General features: G+C 67.0%; 14 protein-coding genes. 7 read left to right on the forward strand and 7 right to left on the reverse strand.

Annotated elements, in window-relative coordinates; all coding sequences use genetic code 11:
- Positions 1-17 precede the first annotated feature (17 nt).
- The 4 genes from VAR608DRAFT_RS02280 to VAR608DRAFT_RS02295 are packed head-to-tail and all read right to left on the reverse strand — an operon-like array spanning position 18 to position 4,397.
- Complete coding sequence (locus tag VAR608DRAFT_RS02280; protein ID WP_231973143.1) at positions 18-917, reverse strand: HpcH/HpaI aldolase/citrate lyase family protein; 900 nt, start codon at positions 915-917, stop codon at positions 18-20.
- The gene (locus VAR608DRAFT_RS02285; protein ID WP_088952595.1) at positions 914-2,074 is read right to left on the reverse strand and encodes an acyl-CoA dehydrogenase family protein; all 1,161 of its coding nucleotides are present in this window, start codon (positions 2,072-2,074) and stop codon (positions 914-916) included. Before VAR608DRAFT_RS02285 ends, VAR608DRAFT_RS02280 begins: the two co-directional genes overlap by 4 nt.
- Positions 2,075-2,088: 14 nt before the next feature.
- Positions 2,089-3,297, reverse strand: a complete 1,209-nt coding sequence (locus VAR608DRAFT_RS02290) for an acyl-CoA dehydrogenase family protein (protein ID WP_088952596.1) — start codon at positions 3,295-3,297, stop codon at positions 2,089-2,091.
- A complete protein-coding gene (locus VAR608DRAFT_RS02295; protein WP_088952597.1) occupies positions 3,294-4,397 on the reverse strand; it encodes an acyl-CoA dehydrogenase family protein in 1,104 nt (367 codons plus the stop codon). Before VAR608DRAFT_RS02295 ends, VAR608DRAFT_RS02290 begins: the two co-directional genes overlap by 4 nt.
- 156 nt (positions 4,398-4,553) lie before the next feature.
- Between VAR608DRAFT_RS02295 and VAR608DRAFT_RS02300 the strand changes: the two genes are divergently transcribed.
- Genes VAR608DRAFT_RS02300 through VAR608DRAFT_RS02320 form a run of 5 tightly spaced genes read left to right on the forward strand, consistent with a single transcriptional unit; the run spans position 4,554 to position 10,768 of the window.
- The gene (locus VAR608DRAFT_RS02300) at positions 4,554-6,008 is read left to right on the forward strand and encodes a 3-oxoacyl-[acyl-carrier-protein] synthase III C-terminal domain-containing protein (protein ID WP_231973145.1); all 1,455 of its coding nucleotides are present in this window, start codon (positions 4,554-4,556) and stop codon (positions 6,006-6,008) included.
- Positions 6,009-6,020: 12 nt separating this feature from the next.
- A complete protein-coding gene (locus tag VAR608DRAFT_RS02305; RefSeq protein WP_088952599.1) occupies positions 6,021-7,223 on the forward strand; it encodes an acetyl-CoA acetyltransferase in 1,203 nt (400 codons plus the stop codon).
- Positions 7,224-7,227: 4 nt separating this feature from the next.
- Positions 7,228-8,241 carry an NADP-dependent oxidoreductase gene (locus tag VAR608DRAFT_RS02310; protein ID WP_088952600.1) on the forward strand — a complete coding sequence of 338 codons (1,014 nt, stop codon included), beginning with the start codon at positions 7,228-7,230 and terminating at the stop codon, positions 8,239-8,241.
- Between the two features lie 47 nt (positions 8,242-8,288).
- Positions 8,289-9,146 (forward strand): MaoC family dehydratase, encoded by an 858-nt coding sequence (locus tag VAR608DRAFT_RS02315; RefSeq protein WP_088952601.1) that lies wholly within the window; start codon positions 8,289-8,291, stop codon positions 9,144-9,146.
- 44 nt (positions 9,147-9,190) lie between these two features.
- Positions 9,191-10,768: a class I adenylate-forming enzyme family protein gene (locus tag VAR608DRAFT_RS02320; protein WP_088952602.1), complete on the forward strand. Its 1,578-nt coding sequence runs from the start codon at positions 9,191-9,193 to the stop codon at positions 10,766-10,768.
- A 54-nt stretch (positions 10,769-10,822) separates the two neighbouring features.
- On the opposite strand, the gene VAR608DRAFT_RS02325 is transcribed toward VAR608DRAFT_RS02320, so the two are convergent.
- Genes VAR608DRAFT_RS02325 through VAR608DRAFT_RS02335 form a run of 3 tightly spaced genes read right to left on the reverse strand, consistent with a single transcriptional unit; the run spans position 10,823 to position 13,746 of the window.
- Positions 10,823-11,791: a tripartite tricarboxylate transporter substrate binding protein gene (locus VAR608DRAFT_RS02325; protein WP_088952603.1), complete on the reverse strand. Its 969-nt coding sequence runs from the start codon at positions 11,789-11,791 to the stop codon at positions 10,823-10,825.
- The gene (locus VAR608DRAFT_RS02330; protein WP_088952604.1) at positions 11,788-13,284 is read right to left on the reverse strand and encodes an acyl-CoA synthetase; all 1,497 of its coding nucleotides are present in this window, start codon (positions 13,282-13,284) and stop codon (positions 11,788-11,790) included. Before VAR608DRAFT_RS02330 ends, VAR608DRAFT_RS02325 begins: the two co-directional genes overlap by 4 nt.
- Before the next feature lie 6 nt (positions 13,285-13,290).
- Positions 13,291-13,746: a MaoC family dehydratase gene (locus VAR608DRAFT_RS02335; protein ID WP_088952605.1), complete on the reverse strand. Its 456-nt coding sequence runs from the start codon at positions 13,744-13,746 to the stop codon at positions 13,291-13,293.
- Between the two features lie 221 nt (positions 13,747-13,967).
- Between VAR608DRAFT_RS02335 and VAR608DRAFT_RS02340 the strand changes: the two genes are divergently transcribed.
- Both VAR608DRAFT_RS02340 and VAR608DRAFT_RS02345 read left to right on the forward strand, forming a co-directional pair.
- Entirely contained in the window at positions 13,968-14,831 is an 864-nt protein-coding gene (locus VAR608DRAFT_RS02340; RefSeq protein ID WP_088952606.1) for an SDR family oxidoreductase, read from the forward strand.
- Positions 14,821-16,362, forward strand: a complete 1,542-nt coding sequence (locus VAR608DRAFT_RS02345; protein WP_088952607.1) for an AMP-binding protein — start codon at positions 14,821-14,823, stop codon at positions 16,360-16,362. The genes VAR608DRAFT_RS02340 and VAR608DRAFT_RS02345 overlap by 11 nt, the downstream gene beginning before the upstream one ends.
- Positions 16,363-16,424: the final 62 nt, after the last annotated feature.

Here is a 16,424-nt window from a genome sequence, read left to right on the forward strand (position 1 = left end):
GAGGCGTTCCTGAGCGTTCAGGCGGCGAACCGCTGGGCGAGTGCCAGCACGCGCTGGGCCTGCTTGAGGTGGGGCATGTCGAGCATCTTCCCGTCCAGCCCCACCGTGCCCAGGCCCGGGTTGCTTTCGAAGAGATCGACCACACGGCGCGACCAGGCCAGTTCCTCATCGCTGGGGGTGAACGCCGCGTTGATGGCGTCCACCTGCGCTGGATGGATCGCCATCTTCCCCGTGAAGCCGCGCTGGCGCGCACGGCGTGCATCCTGCGCAAGCCCTGCCTCGTCCTTGAAGTCGGGCCAGATGGTGTCGATGGGCTGCACTGCGGCTGCGTGGGCAGCCGCCAGGCAACCGGCGCAGGCCAGCTGGTAGACCGTGTCGTACTCGCCGTCGGGGCGCCGGTTCGTGCTGGCACCGAGCGCGGCCGCCAGATCCTCCGCGCCCCAGGTGAGCGCCGCCAACCGGCTCGAGCAGCCCTCGTAGCTGCCGAGCGTGAACAGGGCCTGGGGCGTTTCGGTGGCCACCGCCATGATGCGGATGGTGCCTCGGGCGACGCCTTCACGCACTTCCAAGGCATCGAGGAAGTTGGACAGCCGGGTGACTTCCGAGGCACTGCGCACCTTGGGCAGCACGATGCCATCGGGCGCGCCGCCGGCGACCATCAGGTCGAGGAGGGCCGCGTCACCGTCCAGCGGATTGATGCGCACCCACAGCTGCTGGCGCGAACGGTCGGTATGCGCGCGCAGGTAGTCCAGCGCCATGCCGCGCGCGATGGCCGTGCGGCTCGGGGCCACTGCATCCTCGAGGTCGAGGATCAGGGCATCGGCGGCGGTGTCGGCACCCTTGGCCAGCTTGCGCTCGCTGTCCGCGGGAACGAACAGCATGGAACGGACGGGACGGATGGCGGCTGGATGGCTCATTGGCGGTCCTTGGGCTGCGTGAACAGGGAGCGGCCGATGATGGACTTCATCGTCTCTATGGAGCCGCCCGCGATGCGCGTGATGCGCGCATCGGCGTAGGCGCGGGCGATGGGGTATTCCCACATGTAGCCCCAGCCGCCGAACATCTGCAGGCACTGGTCGACGACCCGTCCGTGCAGTTCCGACAGCCACATCTTGACCATGGCCGCGTCCGTTCCGTCCAGGGTCCCTGCCATGAATTGCTGGACGCAGTGATCGACGAACACCCTCCCCACGGTGACCTCGGTCTTGATCTCGGCCAGCTTGAACTGGGTGTTCTGGAAATCCGACAGGGTCTGGCCGAACAGCTTGCGCTCGCGGGCATAGTCCACAGTCCACTGCAGTACCGCCTCGACCACGGCGGCAGAACGCACCGCCTGCGTCAATCGCTCCTGTGCCAGGTTCTTCATCAGCATCTTGAAGCCGCCATGCTCTTCGCCGAGCAGGGCACTGACCGGAACGCGCAGGTTCTCGAAGAACAGCTCCGAAGTGTCCTGCGCCTTGAGGCCGAGCTTTTCCAGCCGTTTGCCCCGCACGAAGCCGGGCCGGTCGGTTTCGACGATGAACAGCGAGATGCCGCCTCCGCGCGCGTCCGGATCGGTCTTGCAGGCCAGCACCAGCACGTCGCAGATCTGGCCGTTGGAGATGAAGGTCTTCTGGCCGTTGATCACGTAGTGGTCGCCATCGCGCACGGCGCGTGTGCGCATGCCCTTGAGGTCACTGCCGGCCTGCGGTTCGGTCATGCCGATGGCGCCGATCAGTTCGCCACGCACCATGCGGGGCAGGTACTTGCGCCTCTGTTCCTCATTGCCGAAGGCGAGGATGTAGGGCATGACCATCTCGTTGTGCACGGCGAAGGCCGGACCGGTGTAGCCCGAGGCGGCGATCTCTTCGACCAGCGCGAAGTTGAACAGCGCGTCCGCACCGGCGCCGCCGTATTCCTCGGGAATGGAGCAGCCCAGCAGGCCGGCCGCGCCGGCCTTGCGCCACAGCTCGCGCGGCACCTGGCCTTCGCGTTCCCATTGCGCGTGGTAGGGGGCGATCTCCGCGTCGATGAAGCGGCGTGCCGTTTCGCGGAAGGCCTGGTGCTCTTCCCCGTAAATTTTTCGTTCCAGCATGGGTTCTCCTGGGTTCAGCCGCGCAGCAGGTTGGCGGCGATGATGTTGCGTTGAATTTCGTTGGCGCCGCCGAAGACACTCCAGCAGCGCCCGTACAGATATTGGTAGTTGATCGCGGCGGCCTGAATCCATGGATGCGGGGAACTCAGGCCATCGCCGCCGTTGCGCTCGGCCGGGTCGTAGCACGCGCCGTAGGGCCCGAGGCTTTCTCGCCAGAACTCGCTCATGCGCTGCAGCAGTTCGCTGCCGCGCACCTTGAGCACCGAGGCACCGATACCGTCGTCATGGCCGGCGACCCATTCCTGCAGATAGCCGCGCTCCAGTTCGACCAAGGCGACGAGGTCCGCCTCCAGCGTGGCGAGGCGCTCGGCGAGTACGGCTCGGGCCGGGTCCGATAGCGCAGGCGAGTAGGCGCGCACGGACTCGCGCATCTGGGCGATCATGCGCAGCTTGTTGCCCGTGTCGGCAATGAAGCTGCGCTCGCGCGAGAGCAGGAACTTGGCGAGCTTCCAGCCGTCGCCTTCCTTGCCCACCACGTTCTCGACCGGCACCCGCACGTTGTCGAAGAACACCTGGTTGGTGTGGTGCACGCCGTCCAGCGTGACGATCGGCTCGACCGTGATGCCGGGTGTCTTCATGTCGATGAGCAGGAAGGTGATGCCCTCCTGCTTGCGCGCCGTGCGCTCGGTGCGCACCAGGCAATGCATCATGTCGGCCCAGTGAGCCTCGGTGGTCCAGAGCTTGGTGCCGTTGACGACATAGTGATCGCCGTCGCGCACCGCTCCGGTGACGATCGAAGCCAGGTCCGAGCCTGCGTTGGGCTCGGAATAGCCCTGGCACCACCAGGTTTCGCTGGTGAGGATGCCGGGCAGCCAGCGGCGCTTCTGCTCGGCGTTGCCGAAGGTGTAGAGCACTGGGCCGACCATGTTCACACCGTAGGGGATCAGCATGGGCGCGGCGCCGATCGCACATTCCTGCAGGAAGGCGTGCTCCTGCAGCACGGACCACTCCTTGCCCCCGGCGGCGCTCGGCCAGGTGGCACCGAACCAGCCGCGGCGATGCAGCGCCTGCTGCCAGTTCACGTAGTCGTGCTTGGACAGGTACAGGCCGTTCTGCACCTTGTGCCGAGTGGCGGGATCGAGATGGGTGGCGACGAACTCGCGCACCTCGGCGCGGAAGGCCGCTTCGTTGAAGTCCTGCGGGCTGAAATGTTTGGCGCTCATGTGGCCTCCCGTACGTCTTCGTGAATGCCGCTGGCGATCCAGGGCGCCAGCAGGCTGCCGGTCACCTGCAGGCGGGCATTGCAGTGGCTGATGACCAGTTCTTCGGTCAGGCCCATGCCGCCATGCATCTGGATCGCCTCCTGGCCCACCAGTCGGCCCGCACGCGTGGTGACGCGCGGCAGGGCCTGGCGCAGCGCGTCGCGCCGGGTGGGGGCGTCGTCGTCGATGGCCTCGGTCCAGGCGCGGAGCAGGCCGCACGCTTCGAGGTAAGCCATGTGCATGTCGGCCAGGCGGTGCTGAAGGGCCTGGAACGTGGCCAGCGCGACGCCGAACTGGATGCGCGTGCGCAGGTAGTCGCGTGTGAGCGCCAGCGCGTGCGCCATGACGCCGACCGCATCCGCGCACTGCGCGGTCAGCCACAGTTCGCGGCCCCGGGCCAGGGTGGCGGTGCCGGCCGCGGCATCCCCGCAAAGAGCATCTGGCGGCAGCGCGGCTTCGTCGAAATGCAAGTCCGCTGCGGGCCGGCCGTCCAGCAGACGGAACGTCTGCATGCGGACGCCAGGCGTGTTCAAGCCCGCCGTACCCAGGCGCAGCAAACGCTCCTGGCCATCGGTGGTGCGTGCCGCAAGCAGCCACTCGTCGGCCTGCGCGGCATGGGGCACGGCCCGCAGATGCCCGCTGATGCGCACCGCGGCACCACTGCCAGAGATGCGAAGTGAACACCCTGGCGCGAGGTTGGGCGCGATGACGACACGCTCGCCCGCGAGGGCCTGCTCCAGCGCGGCGCTGTCGGCCGGGAAAGCGCTCGCTAGCAGCGCATTGCCGATCAAGGCCTCGGCCACCGGCTCCAGCACCAGGCCGTGCCCCAGGATCTGAAAGGCGCGGCCCAGATCCACCGCACCGCCGCCGAGGCCTCCTCGGTCCGCGCTCAAGGCCAGGCCCGGAAGGCCCAGTTCCGTCAGCAGTGCCCAGTGAAGCCGGTAATCCACGTGCGGCGCCTTGAGGCGGGCCAGCCGCACCGCCGGATCGTAGTGATCGGCCACAAAGCGCTCGAGGGTTCGGGCCATCAGGGCCCTGGTTTCTTCGTCCAGCCCAACCACGGTTGTCTCCTGAAAAAAAGGTCGGAAAAATTTAGTATGGCTACATACAGTATGCCATACTACCCATTATCGCCCCATCCGATCGAAGGCAACGTATCCAGGCAATGCCCGGCATTCGAGATGGGGACGACCCGACACTGAAAGGAAGGCGGCAAAGTGACAAGCAAAGATGCCTTTGGCATAACCGGATTCGGCGGGTACATCCCGCGCCTGCGAATGGAGCGCTCGGCGATTGCCGCGGCGCACAAGTGGATGGCCCCCTCGCTGCGCGGCTTGGCCAAGGGCCAGCGGGCCTTTTGCAGCTGGGACGAGGACAGCATCACCATGGCGGTGGAGGCGTTGCGCGACGCGACCCCTGCGCGCGAGTACGGGCGCTTCGATCGGCTGATGCTGGCCTCCACCACCTTGCCGTTCTCGGACATGCAGAACGCGGCGCTGGTGGCCGGCGCGCTCGGCTTGCGCGAGGACATCCGCACGCTGGACATCGCGCACTCCCAGCGCTGTGGCACGGCGGCGCTGCTGGAGGCGCTGGCCGGTGGCGGCGATGCCCTGGTGGTGGCCAGCGACCGCCTGCACGGCAAGCCGGCAAGTACGCAGGAAATCGGCTTCGGCGCGGGGGCGGCAGCCTTCAGCCTCGGCAGCGGCAAGGTGCTGGCCGAGCTGGTCGGCAGCGTCAGTGTCTCGGCCCCCTTCGTCGATCACTTCCGCAGCGCTGACAAGCGCTACGACTATTTCTGGGAAGAGCGCTGGATCCGGGACGAGGGCTACATGAAGCAGGTGCCGCGCGTGGCGCATGCGGCGCTGGCACAGGCCAAGACCGGTCCGGCGGATATCCGGCACTTCATCATGCCCAGCCCCTTCCGCGGCATCGCGGCGGCGCTCAGCCGCAAGCTGGAACTGCCCGCGGGCATCGAGGTGGACGCGATGGACGAAGCCTGCGGCTATGCGGGTGCGGCCCAGCCGCTGCTCATGCTTGCGGCCACGCTGGAGAAAGCGAAGCCGGGCGATCACATCCTGTTGATCGGCTTCGGTCAGGGTTGTGACGCCCTGGTGCTGCGCGTGACGGACGCCATCGCCGACTTCAAGCCGGTACGCGGCGTCAGCGGCGCACTGGCCGATGCGCAGTCCCATGACAGCTACCTGCGCATGCTGTCCTATGACGAGGGGATCGATCTCGAGTGGGGCATGCGGGCCGAGAAGCCCGTCAAGACTGCGCTGACCGAGCAATGGCGCTCGCGCGACCAGCTCGGCAGCTTCCAGGCCGGACGCTGCCGCCGTTGCGGCACGGTGCAGTTCCCGCAACTGGCCTACTGCGTGAGTCCGGAGTGCAATGCGCCGGCATCCGATTTCGACCAGGTCGGGCTGGCCGACGTGCCCTGTGCGGTGTTGACGCACACGGCCGACTGGCTGTCCTACCACCCGGCGCCGCCGCTGTACGTCGGCTTCATCCAGTTCGACAACGGTGCGCGGCTGCTCATGGAGATGGTGGATGTCGGCGCCGGCGGGGTGGACACGGGCACTCCCATGAGGATCGTTTACCGCATCAAGGACGTGGACAAGGCGCGGGGCTATCCGCGCTATTTCTGGAAAGCCACGCCGATTCAGGCGTGAAAGGACAAAGACATGGCAACCGGTATCAAGGACAAGGTCGCGATCTTGGGCATGGGATGCTCGCGTTTCGGCGAGCGATGGGAGGCGGGCACGCCCGAACTGCTGGCAGAGGCATTCGACGAAGCCCTGGCCGATGCGGGAATCGAGCGTCGCCAGATCGAGGCGGCCTGGTATGGGTCGTGCCTGGATCAGGTCAATGTGGGCAACTCGTCGATTCCCGCCGCGGTCGCGCTGCGGCTGGACACCATTCCCGTCAGCCGCATGGAAAACATGTGCGCCACGGGCACGGAGGCCCTGCGCGGTGCGGTCTATGCGGTGGCTTCCGGCGCCGTCGACATTGCGCTGGCGGTGGGCGCCGAGAAGCTCAAGGACACCGGCTATGGTGGCTTGCCACCAGGCTTCAAGGGCACGTTCAACGACCTGTGGATGCCCATGGGTTCGGCGCCCGCCGGTTTTGCGCAGCTCGCGGCCGGCTACCGTGCCAAGCACGGCATCTCGAAAGAAGACCTGAAACGGGCCATCGGGCATGTGTCCTGGAAGAGCCACCATAACGGAACGCTCAGCCCCAAGGCACACCTGCAGAAGGCCGTGTCGATGGAGCAGATCCTGGGCGCGCCCATGATCGCCGAGCCGCTGGGCCTGTTCGACTGCTGCGGCGTGAGCGATGGTGCTGCGGCAGCCATCGTGACCACGCCCGAAATCGCCCGCGCGCTGGGCAAGCGCGATCTGGTGACCGTGAAGGCGCTGCAGCTGTCCACCGCCTCAGGCGTCGAGACCGGCACCACCCAGTGGGACGGCAGCTACGTGCGCACGACGCGCAATGCCGCCCGCCGGGCCTACGAGGAAGCGGGCATCCGCAATCCGCGCGAGGAACTCGACCTGATGGAGGTGCATGACTGCTTCTCCATCACGGAGCTCGTCACGATGGAGGACCTGGGCGTCTCCGCAGACGGCCAGGCCGTCAAGGACGTGCTCGACGGCTTCTATGACCGCGAGGGCGGCGGCGTGCCATGCCAGGTGGACGGCGGACTCAAGTGCTTCGGGCACCCGATCGGCGCGTCGGGCCTGCGCATGGCCTATGAGGTCTACAGCCAACTGCTGGGGCGCGCGGGCAAGCGCCAGCTCAAGTCGCCGTCGGTGGGGCTGACGCACAACCTGGGCGGCGTGCCCTATCTGGGCATCGCGGCGATCTCGATCCTTGGTCTGGCCAGCTGACGCGATGTTCCCCACGACCCACCGGCAGGTACTCCTCGCATCGCGCCCGCACGGGATTCCCCAGACGGAGCACTTTCGCGTGGTGGAGGCGCCAGTGCCTGAGCTGCAGGCGGGGCAGTTCCTGGTGCGAAACCAGTTCCTGTCGGTCGAGCCTGCCATGCGTGGCTGGGTCAACGCCGCGGCCAACTATTCGGACCCGGTGCAGGTGGGCGAGGTGATGCGCAGCTTCGCCGCAGGCGTGGTGGTCGCATCCCGCCATCCGGGCTATGCCGAGGGCGACGCAGTGATGGGCATGCTGGGATGGCAGGAGTACGCCGTCAGCGATGGCGCGGGCATCCGCCGCAAGGTCCTCGAAAAGGACCTGCCGCTGTCGCTCTCGCTCGGCGTGTTGGGCATCAACGGCGTGACCGCGTATTTCGCCTTGACCGACGTGGCACAACCGCGGCCTGGCGACACGGTCGTGGTGTCGACCGCTGCCGGCGCCGTCGGCTCGGCCGTCGGCCAGATCGCCGCGATCATGGGCTGCCGCACGGTGGGCATCGCAGGCGGAGCCGCCAAGACCCGCCTGTGTACCGACGCATTCGGTTTCGACGCGGCCGTGGACTACAAGGCCTCCTGCTTCGCCGAGTCGCTGGCGGCGGCGTGCCCGCACGGGGTGGACGTGTACCACGACAACACGGGCGGTTCGGTCAGCGATGCGGTGCTGCCGCTGATCAACAAGCGCGCGCTCATCGTGGTCTGCGGCACCGCCTCGGTGGCGAGCTGGGACCCGTGGCCGACGGGCCCGCGGGTGGAACGCCACCTGCTGAACAAGGCGGCCCGCATGGAGGGCTTTCTCGTGTGGGACTACGAGCACCGCTACGAGGAGGCCGTCGCGCGGCTGGCCGGCTGGGTGCGCAGCGGCCGCCTGAAATACCGCGAGGAAGTCCTGTCCGGCATCGCGCAAGCCCCCGACGCCATCGCTGGCCTGTACCGCGGAGAGAACCTCGGCAAGCGCGTGATCCATTTGCCCGAGTGACGCGCGCGACGCTGCCCGGATCCATCAATACAAATCAAGAGGAAGACATGAATCTCGAAAAAATGCTGAAGTACCAGGTCCCATCGGTGGAGGCCCGGCTGACGGCACGCGACGCGATGCTCTACGCGCTGGGCATCGGCGTGGGCGACAGCCCAGAGGACGAAAAGGACCTGCAGTACGTCTACGAGCGCGCCGAGCCCTTCCACGTGATGCCATCCTTGGTCAACGTGATCTGCCATCCGGGCGGCTGGGTGATGGCGCCCGAGCTGGAAGTGAACTGGGTCAAGCTGCTGCACGGCGAGCAGGGCTTCGAGACGCATCGGCCTCTGAAGCCCGACACCACCTACGTCTCGCGCAACGAAGTGGTCGGCGTGCTCGACAAAGGCGAGGGCAAGGGCGCCATGCTGTTCCTGCGCAAGGAACTGCGCGAGGTGCAGACGGGCGAGTTGGCCAGCACCATCGACAGCACCTACGTGCTGCGGGGCGACGGCGGCTGCGGCTCGACGCTCAAAGAGACACCGATGCCGCACGCACTGCCCGATCGCGCGCCGGACCTGAGCGTGTCGCTGGCGACGTTGCCGCGCGCGGCGCTCATCTACCGTCTGAGCGGCGACTACAACCCCATCCACGCCGATCCGGCGATGGCCCGCAAGGCCGGTTTCGAGCGCCCGATCCTTCATGGCCTGTGCTCGCTGGGCGTGGCCACCCGCGCGGTCCTGCGCGCCTGTTGCGACGACGATCCGCTTCGCCTGCGGTCGCTGAAGCTGCGTTTTTCCTCACCGGTGTATCCGGGTGAAACCCTGGTCACCGACATCTGGCGCAATGGCTCCGAGGTGAGCTTTCGCACGCGAGTGGCCGAGCGCGACGTGGTCGTCCTCAACAACGGCCATGCCACGGTCGGCTGAAGCCGCATCCATTCGAGAATTCAAGACCTCCGAGGAGACAGCGCATGAGGCTGAAAGGACCGGTCCTGTCCACGGACGACATGCTCTACCTGAGCGACTACCCCAAGCAGGCGGAGCGTGAGTTTCGTGGACGCACGGCGATCATCGGCGACCAGGGAAGCATCACCTACAAGGAACTCGACGAGGCAAGCGACCGCTTTGCCGCATGGCTGCAGCGGCAGGATCTGCCCCGAGGCACGCGCGTGGCGTACCTGGGCAAGAACAGCGAGCTGCTGTTTCCCGTGCTGTTCGGCTGCATTCGCGCGGGTTGCGTCCTCGTGCCGATCAACTGGCGCTATGCCGTCCCGGAGATCGAGTACGTGCTGCGGGACAGCGGCGCTCGCGTGCTGGTGCATGCGCCGGACTTCTCGGATGCCGCTTCGCGCGCGAGCGCCGCGCTGCCGTCACCGCCGCTGCGGGTGCCGACCGTGGGCGATGCCGGGCTGGACCTGCGCGGCATTCTCGTCCAGCCTCTGGAGCAGGCGCTGGCGCCGTGGGAACCCGATGCGCCTTGCCTTCAGCTCTACACCAGCGGCACCACTGGCCGTCCCAAGGGTGTCGTGGAGACGCACCGCAAGCTGTCCATCGCGCGCTGGATGGAAGTGGGCGTGCCCGACTGGGCGGACTGGCACGGAGACGACGTCCTGCTTTCGGCCATGCCCAACTTCCATTCGGGCGGTCTGTCGTGGATGCTCATCGGCCTGCTGCGGGGGTTGACATGCATCCTGACGGCCGACGCGTCGCCTGCGAACCTGCTGGCGCTGAGCCGCCGGCACCAGGTCACGCGCACCTTCGTCGTGCCGGCCGTCATTCGCGCGCTGGTGGATCTGGTGGAGGGCAGCGAAGAGGCCGCGCCGCCGCTGAAGTCCCTCTTCTACGGTGCGGCACCCATCGACGTGGAGCTCATTCAGCGCTGCCAGCGCAGGTTCAATGGCTGTGGCTTTGCCCAGTACTACGGCATGACCGAAGTCGCCGGCTCGGCCACCTTCTTCCCGCCGGCCGAGCACCGGGTGGACCAGCCGCAGCGCCTGCGCTCCGTCGGCCGCCTGCTGCCGGCCTTCGAAATGGAGATTCGCGATCCCGAAGGCCGCGCCCTGGAGGCCGGCCGGCCAGGGGAGATATTCCTGCGCACGCCGACGCTGATGCTGGGTTACTGGAACCAGCCTGATGCGACCGCCGAGGCCATCGACGGCGAGGGCTGGTATCGCACCGGCGATGGAGGCTACGTCGATGAGGACGGCTATCTGTTCCTCACCGATCGCATCCGCGACATGATCATTTCCGGCGGCGAGAACGTCTATCCCGCTGAAGTGGAGCAGGCGCTTCGACGCCATCCGGCGATCCTCGAGGTCGTGGTGGTCGCGGTCGCCGACCCCAAATGGGGAGAGACCGTGTGCGCTGTCGTCGAACTGCGCCCGGGGCAATCGGTGACGCTGGAGCAGTTGCGCAACTTCGCACGCGATGACATCGCCGCGTACAAGCTGCCGCGGCGGCTGGAGGTGGTTTCCCAGCTCCCCAGAACGGCCACGGGCAAGCTGCAACGAGGCGCTGCACGCGCACAAGTGGATCCATCGCGCCATTAGGGCGACCGGAACCCGGCGACGGCACGCGGGCGCCTCCGGGAAGCGCCCGTGTCGTCAGGCGGTACGCATGCCGCGCTCCTGTGCGAGGCGCGCCCACTTCAGCGTTTCCTTGGCAATGCGATCCGAATAAGCCTGGGGCGTCGAACTTGCCACGCGGCCGCCGATGAGCTCGACGCGTTGCTGGAAGACGGGCTCCTGCGTCGCTGCAACGATCTCGCGATTCAGTCTTTCAACGACGGGCGCTGGCAAATTGGCCGGCCCGAGCAGTCCGGTCCATGCGGTTGCTTCGTAGCCTGGCAAACCCGCTTCGGGAACGGTGGGCACTTCAGGCAGCGCACGCGAGCGCGTGGGCGCCGCCACCGCCAGCGCCCGGGCCTTGCCGTTGCGGATGTAGGGTCCGGAGGTGGCCAAGCCATCGAACATCAGGTCGACCTGGCCGCCGATGAAATCGGTCATCGCCGGTGACGAGCCTCGATACGGGATATGCACGATGTGCAGTCCGGCCATCGCCTTGAGAAGCTCCATCTGAAAGTGAGTCACCGATCCGTTGCCCACGGACGCGTAGGAGAGGATGCCGGGGCGCGCCTTGGCATAGGCGATGAGTTCCTGCAGGCTACGCGCCGGGATGTCCGGGCGGGTGACCAGGAAGATCTCCAGTTCGAGCACCTGCGACAAGGGGGTGAACGACTTCACCGGGTCGTAGCCGACCTTCGACAGCGCCGGGTTCATCGTCAGGGATGAGCCCGCGAGCAACAGCGTGTGACCATCCGGTGCGGCACGGGCAACAAACTCGTTGGCGATCGCGCCGCCGGCACCTGGCTTGTTGTCGATCACCACCTGCTGACCCAGACGCGCGCGCAAGGCGTCGGCGAGCGCGCGGGCGACGGCATCGGTCGACCCACCCGGCGCGAACGGGAGGACGAGCATGATCGGGCGACTGGGTGAGAACTCCGCGGCGCGTGCACCGAGTTGCGCAGCGACAAGGCTGCCCGCCAGCGATCGGACCAATGACCGTCTCTTCATGGTTTGCCGTACCTTTCACGCAGGATGTTCTTGGCCACCTTGCCTGCCGCCGTCAACGGAAGTTCGTCGCTGAATGCCACGCACTTCGGCACCTTGTAATCCGCAAGCAACTCACGGCAATGCGCGCGCAGAGCGGCCTCGTCAGCGGTCATCCCGTGCTGCAGGACCACGATGGCGTGCACCGCTTCGCCCCAGCGTTCATGGGGGACGCCAATGACAGCGGCCATCGACACCGCCGGATGCCGGGTGAGCGCGTTCTCGACCTCGGCGCTGTAGACGTTCTCGCCGCCCGACACGATCATGTCCTTGATGCGGTCCACCACGTAGAGGTAGCCGTCCTGGTCCACACGGCCAGCATCGCCCGTGCGCAACCAGCCGCCGCTGAAGGTGCGCGCCGTTTCCTCCGGTCGTCGCCAGTAGCCCGCCGCCACGAGCGGACCCCGCAGCACGATCTCGCCGACCTGGCCGACAGGCAGGTCGCGCCCGCCCTCGTCGCAGATTCGAAGCTCGACAACGGCGCTTGCGCGCCCCGCAGACCTCGCGCGGCCGGTGTTCCAGGCCTGGGCGTCGTGGTCGTCGGGCAGGCTGGCGGTGGCGGCCCCGCACGACTCGGTCATTCCGTAGTACTGGTAGAGGCCGGCCCAGGGGAGGGCCGCCTGCGCACGCTGCAAAAGGGCCTGTGCGCTCGGCGCCGCACCGTAGCTCAACCGCCGTACCGAGCGCATGCGCTCCGGGTGGAACGCGGGGTCGTCCAGCACCATCTGCAGCATGGTGGGCACGAAGGGCACATCCGTCACGCCCTCACGCTCTATCACGTCGAGTGCTGCTGCGGCGCGGAACTGCGGCAGGATGACCAGTGTGCTTCCAGCGATCCAATGCGTGATGGCGCGAATCAACGATGCCACGTGGAAGTTCGGCGTGGTCAGCAATGCCACGCTGTCCCCCAGGGGAGGCAGTTCAGCCAGCCGGCCGAGCGCTGCAGTTCCGAGAGCGGCATGGGTCAGCATCACGCCCTTGGATCGGCCGGTGGTGCCCCCGGTGTAGATCAGCGCAGCCAGATCCTGCCCGCCGGCCCGTGCGTCATCCACCGCAGCGACGTCGACCGGCGTGTCCATGGGCAGCGTCGGGATACCCGAAGCGCGGGACGCGACCGTCTGAGCAAGTGTCTCGTGGAGGTCATCGTGCAGGAGCACCGTGGGCTCGCTGTCGAGCAACGCATCCACGATTTCCGGCGCACTCCAGCGAACATTCTGCGGACTGAACACGGCGCCGAGCCACCAGCAGGCGAACATCCATTCCACCGTCTCGATCGAGTGCTGGCTCAACAGTGCGACGCGGTCCCCGTGGCCCACGCCGGCCGCCTTCAGGGCACCTGCCCTTCGGGCGACGCGAACGTGAAGTTCGCCATAGCTCAAACGGCGACCATTGCACACCACGGCGGTCTTTTCTGGTCGGCACTGATGGTGCCGGTGAAGAAGTTGCGAGAGGTACATGTCGCGTCAATTCGCCGGCTTTCGCAACATCAGGGCCTGCCGTGTGCAGGTGCAGACCTCTTCACTGCGCTGATTGAGGCCTTGATGAAGAAAGGTCACGATGCCGGCGTTGGGGCGCGACTTGCTCTCGCGCAGCTCGCGCACCGTGGTGCGCGAGCGGATGGTGTCGCCCGCGAACACGGGCTTGGGAAAGCGCGCATCGGTCATGCCGAGATTGGCCACGGTGGTGCCCAGCGTGGTGTCCTGCACGGACAGGCCGATCACCAGGCCAAGCGTGAAGATGCTGTTTACCAAGGGCTGACCGAACTCCGTGCCTTTGCAATACTCGGCATCAATGTGAATGGCCGCCGGGTTGTAGGTGGCGTTGCTGAACCACATGTTGTCGGCTTCCGTGACAGTGCGTCGAATCTCGTGCTCGAACACCTGTCCTGTCTCGAATTGCTCAAACCAGAGGCCAGCCATCAATCGCTCCTTCGTTTATTTGGTATCATGGCATATGATACGGTAGCAGATGATTGTCTGTCTATTTCATCGATCGATACAACAGAAGTCGTTCAGGTTGCTCGTTGCGAACGCCTGGATATATGCCAAGAGACAAGCACAATGAGATGGATGCCATGAGCAATGTGCCGACCGTGCGCACGACGCCTGGTCTGCCACCGCCCCCGCCAGCTGGAACCGCCATGCTGCCGCCCGACACCTATGCCGGACGCGTTGTACTGATCACCGGCGGCGGAACCGGGTTGGGCAAGGCGATGGCGCTGGAATTCGCGCGATTGGGCGCAGCCATCGTGATCGCCAGTCGCAAGCCCGAGCACGTGGCAGCCGGGGTCGAGGCCGTGCGGATGATCGGCGGGCGCGCCATTGCGCTGCCACTGGATGTGCGTTCGCCCGAGCAGGTCAAGGCATGCTTTGACGCTGCCGAGGAAGCCCTGGGGCCCGTGGATGTGTTGGTGAACAACGCGGCGGGCAACTTTCCGGTGGCCGCCCAGGAACTGAGCGCCAACGGGTGGCGTGCAGTGACCGACATCGTGCTCGACGGCACCTTCTTCTGCAGCCAGGAATTCGCGCGCCGCAGGGTGGGGCAGGGCGGTGGCGGCGCTGTCCTGAACATCTCGGTGGCCTACGCGCAGGGTGGGGCGCCTGGCCATGCCCACAGCGCCGCGGCGAAGGCGGGTGTCCTGAGCCTAACGGAAACGCTTGCGGTGGAGTGGGCGCCCGACGGCATCCGGGTCAACGCGCTCACGCCCGGCCTGTTTCCACACCAGGACCATTCGACCGACATGCGTGCGCAGCGGCCAGAGGGCTATGAAGCCGAGTGGAGGCGCATTCCTGCGCTGCGCGTGGGGCAAACCCATGAACTCGGTTGGGCCGCCACTTACCTGTGTTCGCCCTTTGCGGCCTATCTGACGGGTCACAATTTCGTGCTGGATGGAGCCGAACGGTTGCGGCGCTCACTGCGCATGCCCGAGTTCGTGCCCATCCGGGCGCAGATGGCGGCGGTGCGCGAACGATCTGCGACTTTGGGAGGCAAGGATGAATTTTGATTTGCGGCGCTGGGCGGAACTGGATCCGCAGCGCATTGCGATTCGCACCGAGGGTGCGGCCATGCGCTATGGCGAACTCGAGGCGCTCGCCAATCAGGTGGCGCATACCTTGCGGAGCCTGGGCATCGTGCGCGGCGATCACGTCGCAGCCGTCGTGGGCAACGATCCGATGGTCTTTCCCTTGATCTGGGGGGCTTACCGGGTTGGCGCGTACCTGACACCCATTGCCGCCACCGCGTCCGCTGCCGACGCGGCCTATGTCATCCAGGATTGCGATGCCCGGGTGGTGGTGGTCAGTGCGGACGCGGCGGCCACCCTGGGTGAGCTGCCGGGGCGCGTGAAGACCCGGCCGGTCTGGCTGTCGGTACGAGGCGCAATGGCGGGATTCCAGCCGCTGGGACCGCTTCTGACCTCACATGCCGCCACGCCGGTGGCCGAGGAGTCCTCCGGGGCCTTGATGATGTACACCTCCGGGACGACCGGCCGCCCCAAGGGCGTGGAACGCGCCTTGCCGGCTCAGAAGCTGGGCACGCCGTCCTTCGCAGCGGACCTGATCGACATGTTCGACATCCGGGAGGGATCGCTTTACCTGTCCACTGCGCCGCTGCACCACGCCGCACCGTTGCGCTGGAGCCTGGCATTCCAGGCGGCGGGGGGCTCGGTGCTTGTGATGTCCAGGTTTGACGCTGCCCACGCGCTCGATCTGATGGAGCGGGAGCGCGTCACGCATTCGCAGTGGGTGCCGACCATGTTCAATCGGCTGCTCGCCCTGCCTGAAGAGCGCCGCCGGGCCTTCCACGCGCCGCACCACCGCGTGGCGGTGCATGCCGCAGCGCCGTGCCCGGTGCCGGTCAAGCGCGCCATGATCGCGTGGTGGGGACCGATCATCGAGGAATACTATTCCGGCAGCGAAGGCGTGGGGCTGACCGCCATCGGTACGCAGGAGTGGCTCGAGCGGCCCGGGTCCGTCGGTCGCGCCCGTAAAGGCTCGCTGCATGTGCTGGGGGAGGACGACCGGGAATTGACGGCCGGCGAAGTCGGACGCGTGTTCTTCTCGGGCATCGCCCCCTTTGCCTACCGCCACGATCCGGAGAAGACCGCCGCCCGCACCAGCCGGCAGGGCTACCAGACCTTCGGAGACGTCGGCTACGTGGACGAGGCGGGATACCTGTTCCTCACCGATCGCCTGGACGACATGATCATCTCGGGCGGCGTGAACATCTATCCACAGGAGCTGGAGGCGGCCCTGTGCGAAATGAGCCAGGTCAGCGAGGCGGCGGTCATCGGCGCGCCGGACGCGGACTTTGGTGAGCGACCGGTCGCTTTCGTGGTGCCACGCGCGGCACCCGAGGATGCCGAGGCCTTCGTCGCCGGCGTGGACGCGTGGTGCCGCGAGCGGCTGGGGCGCATCAAGCGCCCCAAGGAGATCCGCATGGTCGATGCCTTGCCCTACAGCGCCCAGGGCAAGCTGCTGAGGCGAGAACTCAGGCGCATGCTCGCCGGGAATGCCGAGGCCGGCCCGTCGTCATGAGAGCTTGACGGCCAACCATGTGCAGCCCGGGCGTTCGTCAGCCCGCGTGGCCGCAGTCAGTT

It is taken from the genome of Variovorax sp. HW608 (genome assembly GCF_900090195.1).
In the GTDB taxonomy this organism is placed as follows: Bacteria; Pseudomonadota; Gammaproteobacteria; order Burkholderiales; family Burkholderiaceae_C; genus Variovorax.

Coding starts and splice junctions, on each gene's coding strand:
- VAR608DRAFT_RS02285 (WP_088952595.1), bottom strand. CDS start 2,074: ATGCTGGAACGAAAAATTTACGGGGAAGAGCACCAGGCCTTCCGCGAA.
- VAR608DRAFT_RS02325 (WP_088952603.1), bottom strand. CDS start 11,791: ATGAAGAGACGGTCATTGGTCCGATCGCTGGCGGGCAGCCTTGTCGCT.
- VAR608DRAFT_RS02310 (WP_088952600.1), top strand. CDS start 7,228: ATGTTCCCCACGACCCACCGGCAGGTACTCCTCGCATCGCGCCCGCAC.
- VAR608DRAFT_RS02335 (WP_088952605.1), bottom strand. CDS start 13,746: ATGGCTGGCCTCTGGTTTGAGCAATTCGAGACAGGACAGGTGTTCGAG.
- VAR608DRAFT_RS02280 (WP_231973143.1), bottom strand. CDS start 917: ATGAGCCATCCAGCCGCCATCCGTCCCGTCCGTTCCATGCTGTTCGTT.
- VAR608DRAFT_RS02290 (WP_088952596.1), bottom strand. CDS start 3,297: ATGAGCGCCAAACATTTCAGCCCGCAGGACTTCAACGAAGCGGCCTTC.
- VAR608DRAFT_RS02330 (WP_088952604.1), bottom strand. CDS start 13,284: ATGTACCTCTCGCAACTTCTTCACCGGCACCATCAGTGCCGACCAGAA.
- VAR608DRAFT_RS02315 (WP_088952601.1), top strand. CDS start 8,289: ATGAATCTCGAAAAAATGCTGAAGTACCAGGTCCCATCGGTGGAGGCC.
- VAR608DRAFT_RS02340 (WP_088952606.1), top strand. CDS start 13,968: ATGCTGCCGCCCGACACCTATGCCGGACGCGTTGTACTGATCACCGGC.
- VAR608DRAFT_RS02345 (WP_088952607.1), top strand. CDS start 14,821: ATGAATTTTGATTTGCGGCGCTGGGCGGAACTGGATCCGCAGCGCATT.
- VAR608DRAFT_RS02305 (WP_088952599.1), top strand. CDS start 6,021: ATGGCAACCGGTATCAAGGACAAGGTCGCGATCTTGGGCATGGGATGC.
- VAR608DRAFT_RS02320 (WP_088952602.1), top strand. CDS start 9,191: ATGAGGCTGAAAGGACCGGTCCTGTCCACGGACGACATGCTCTACCTG.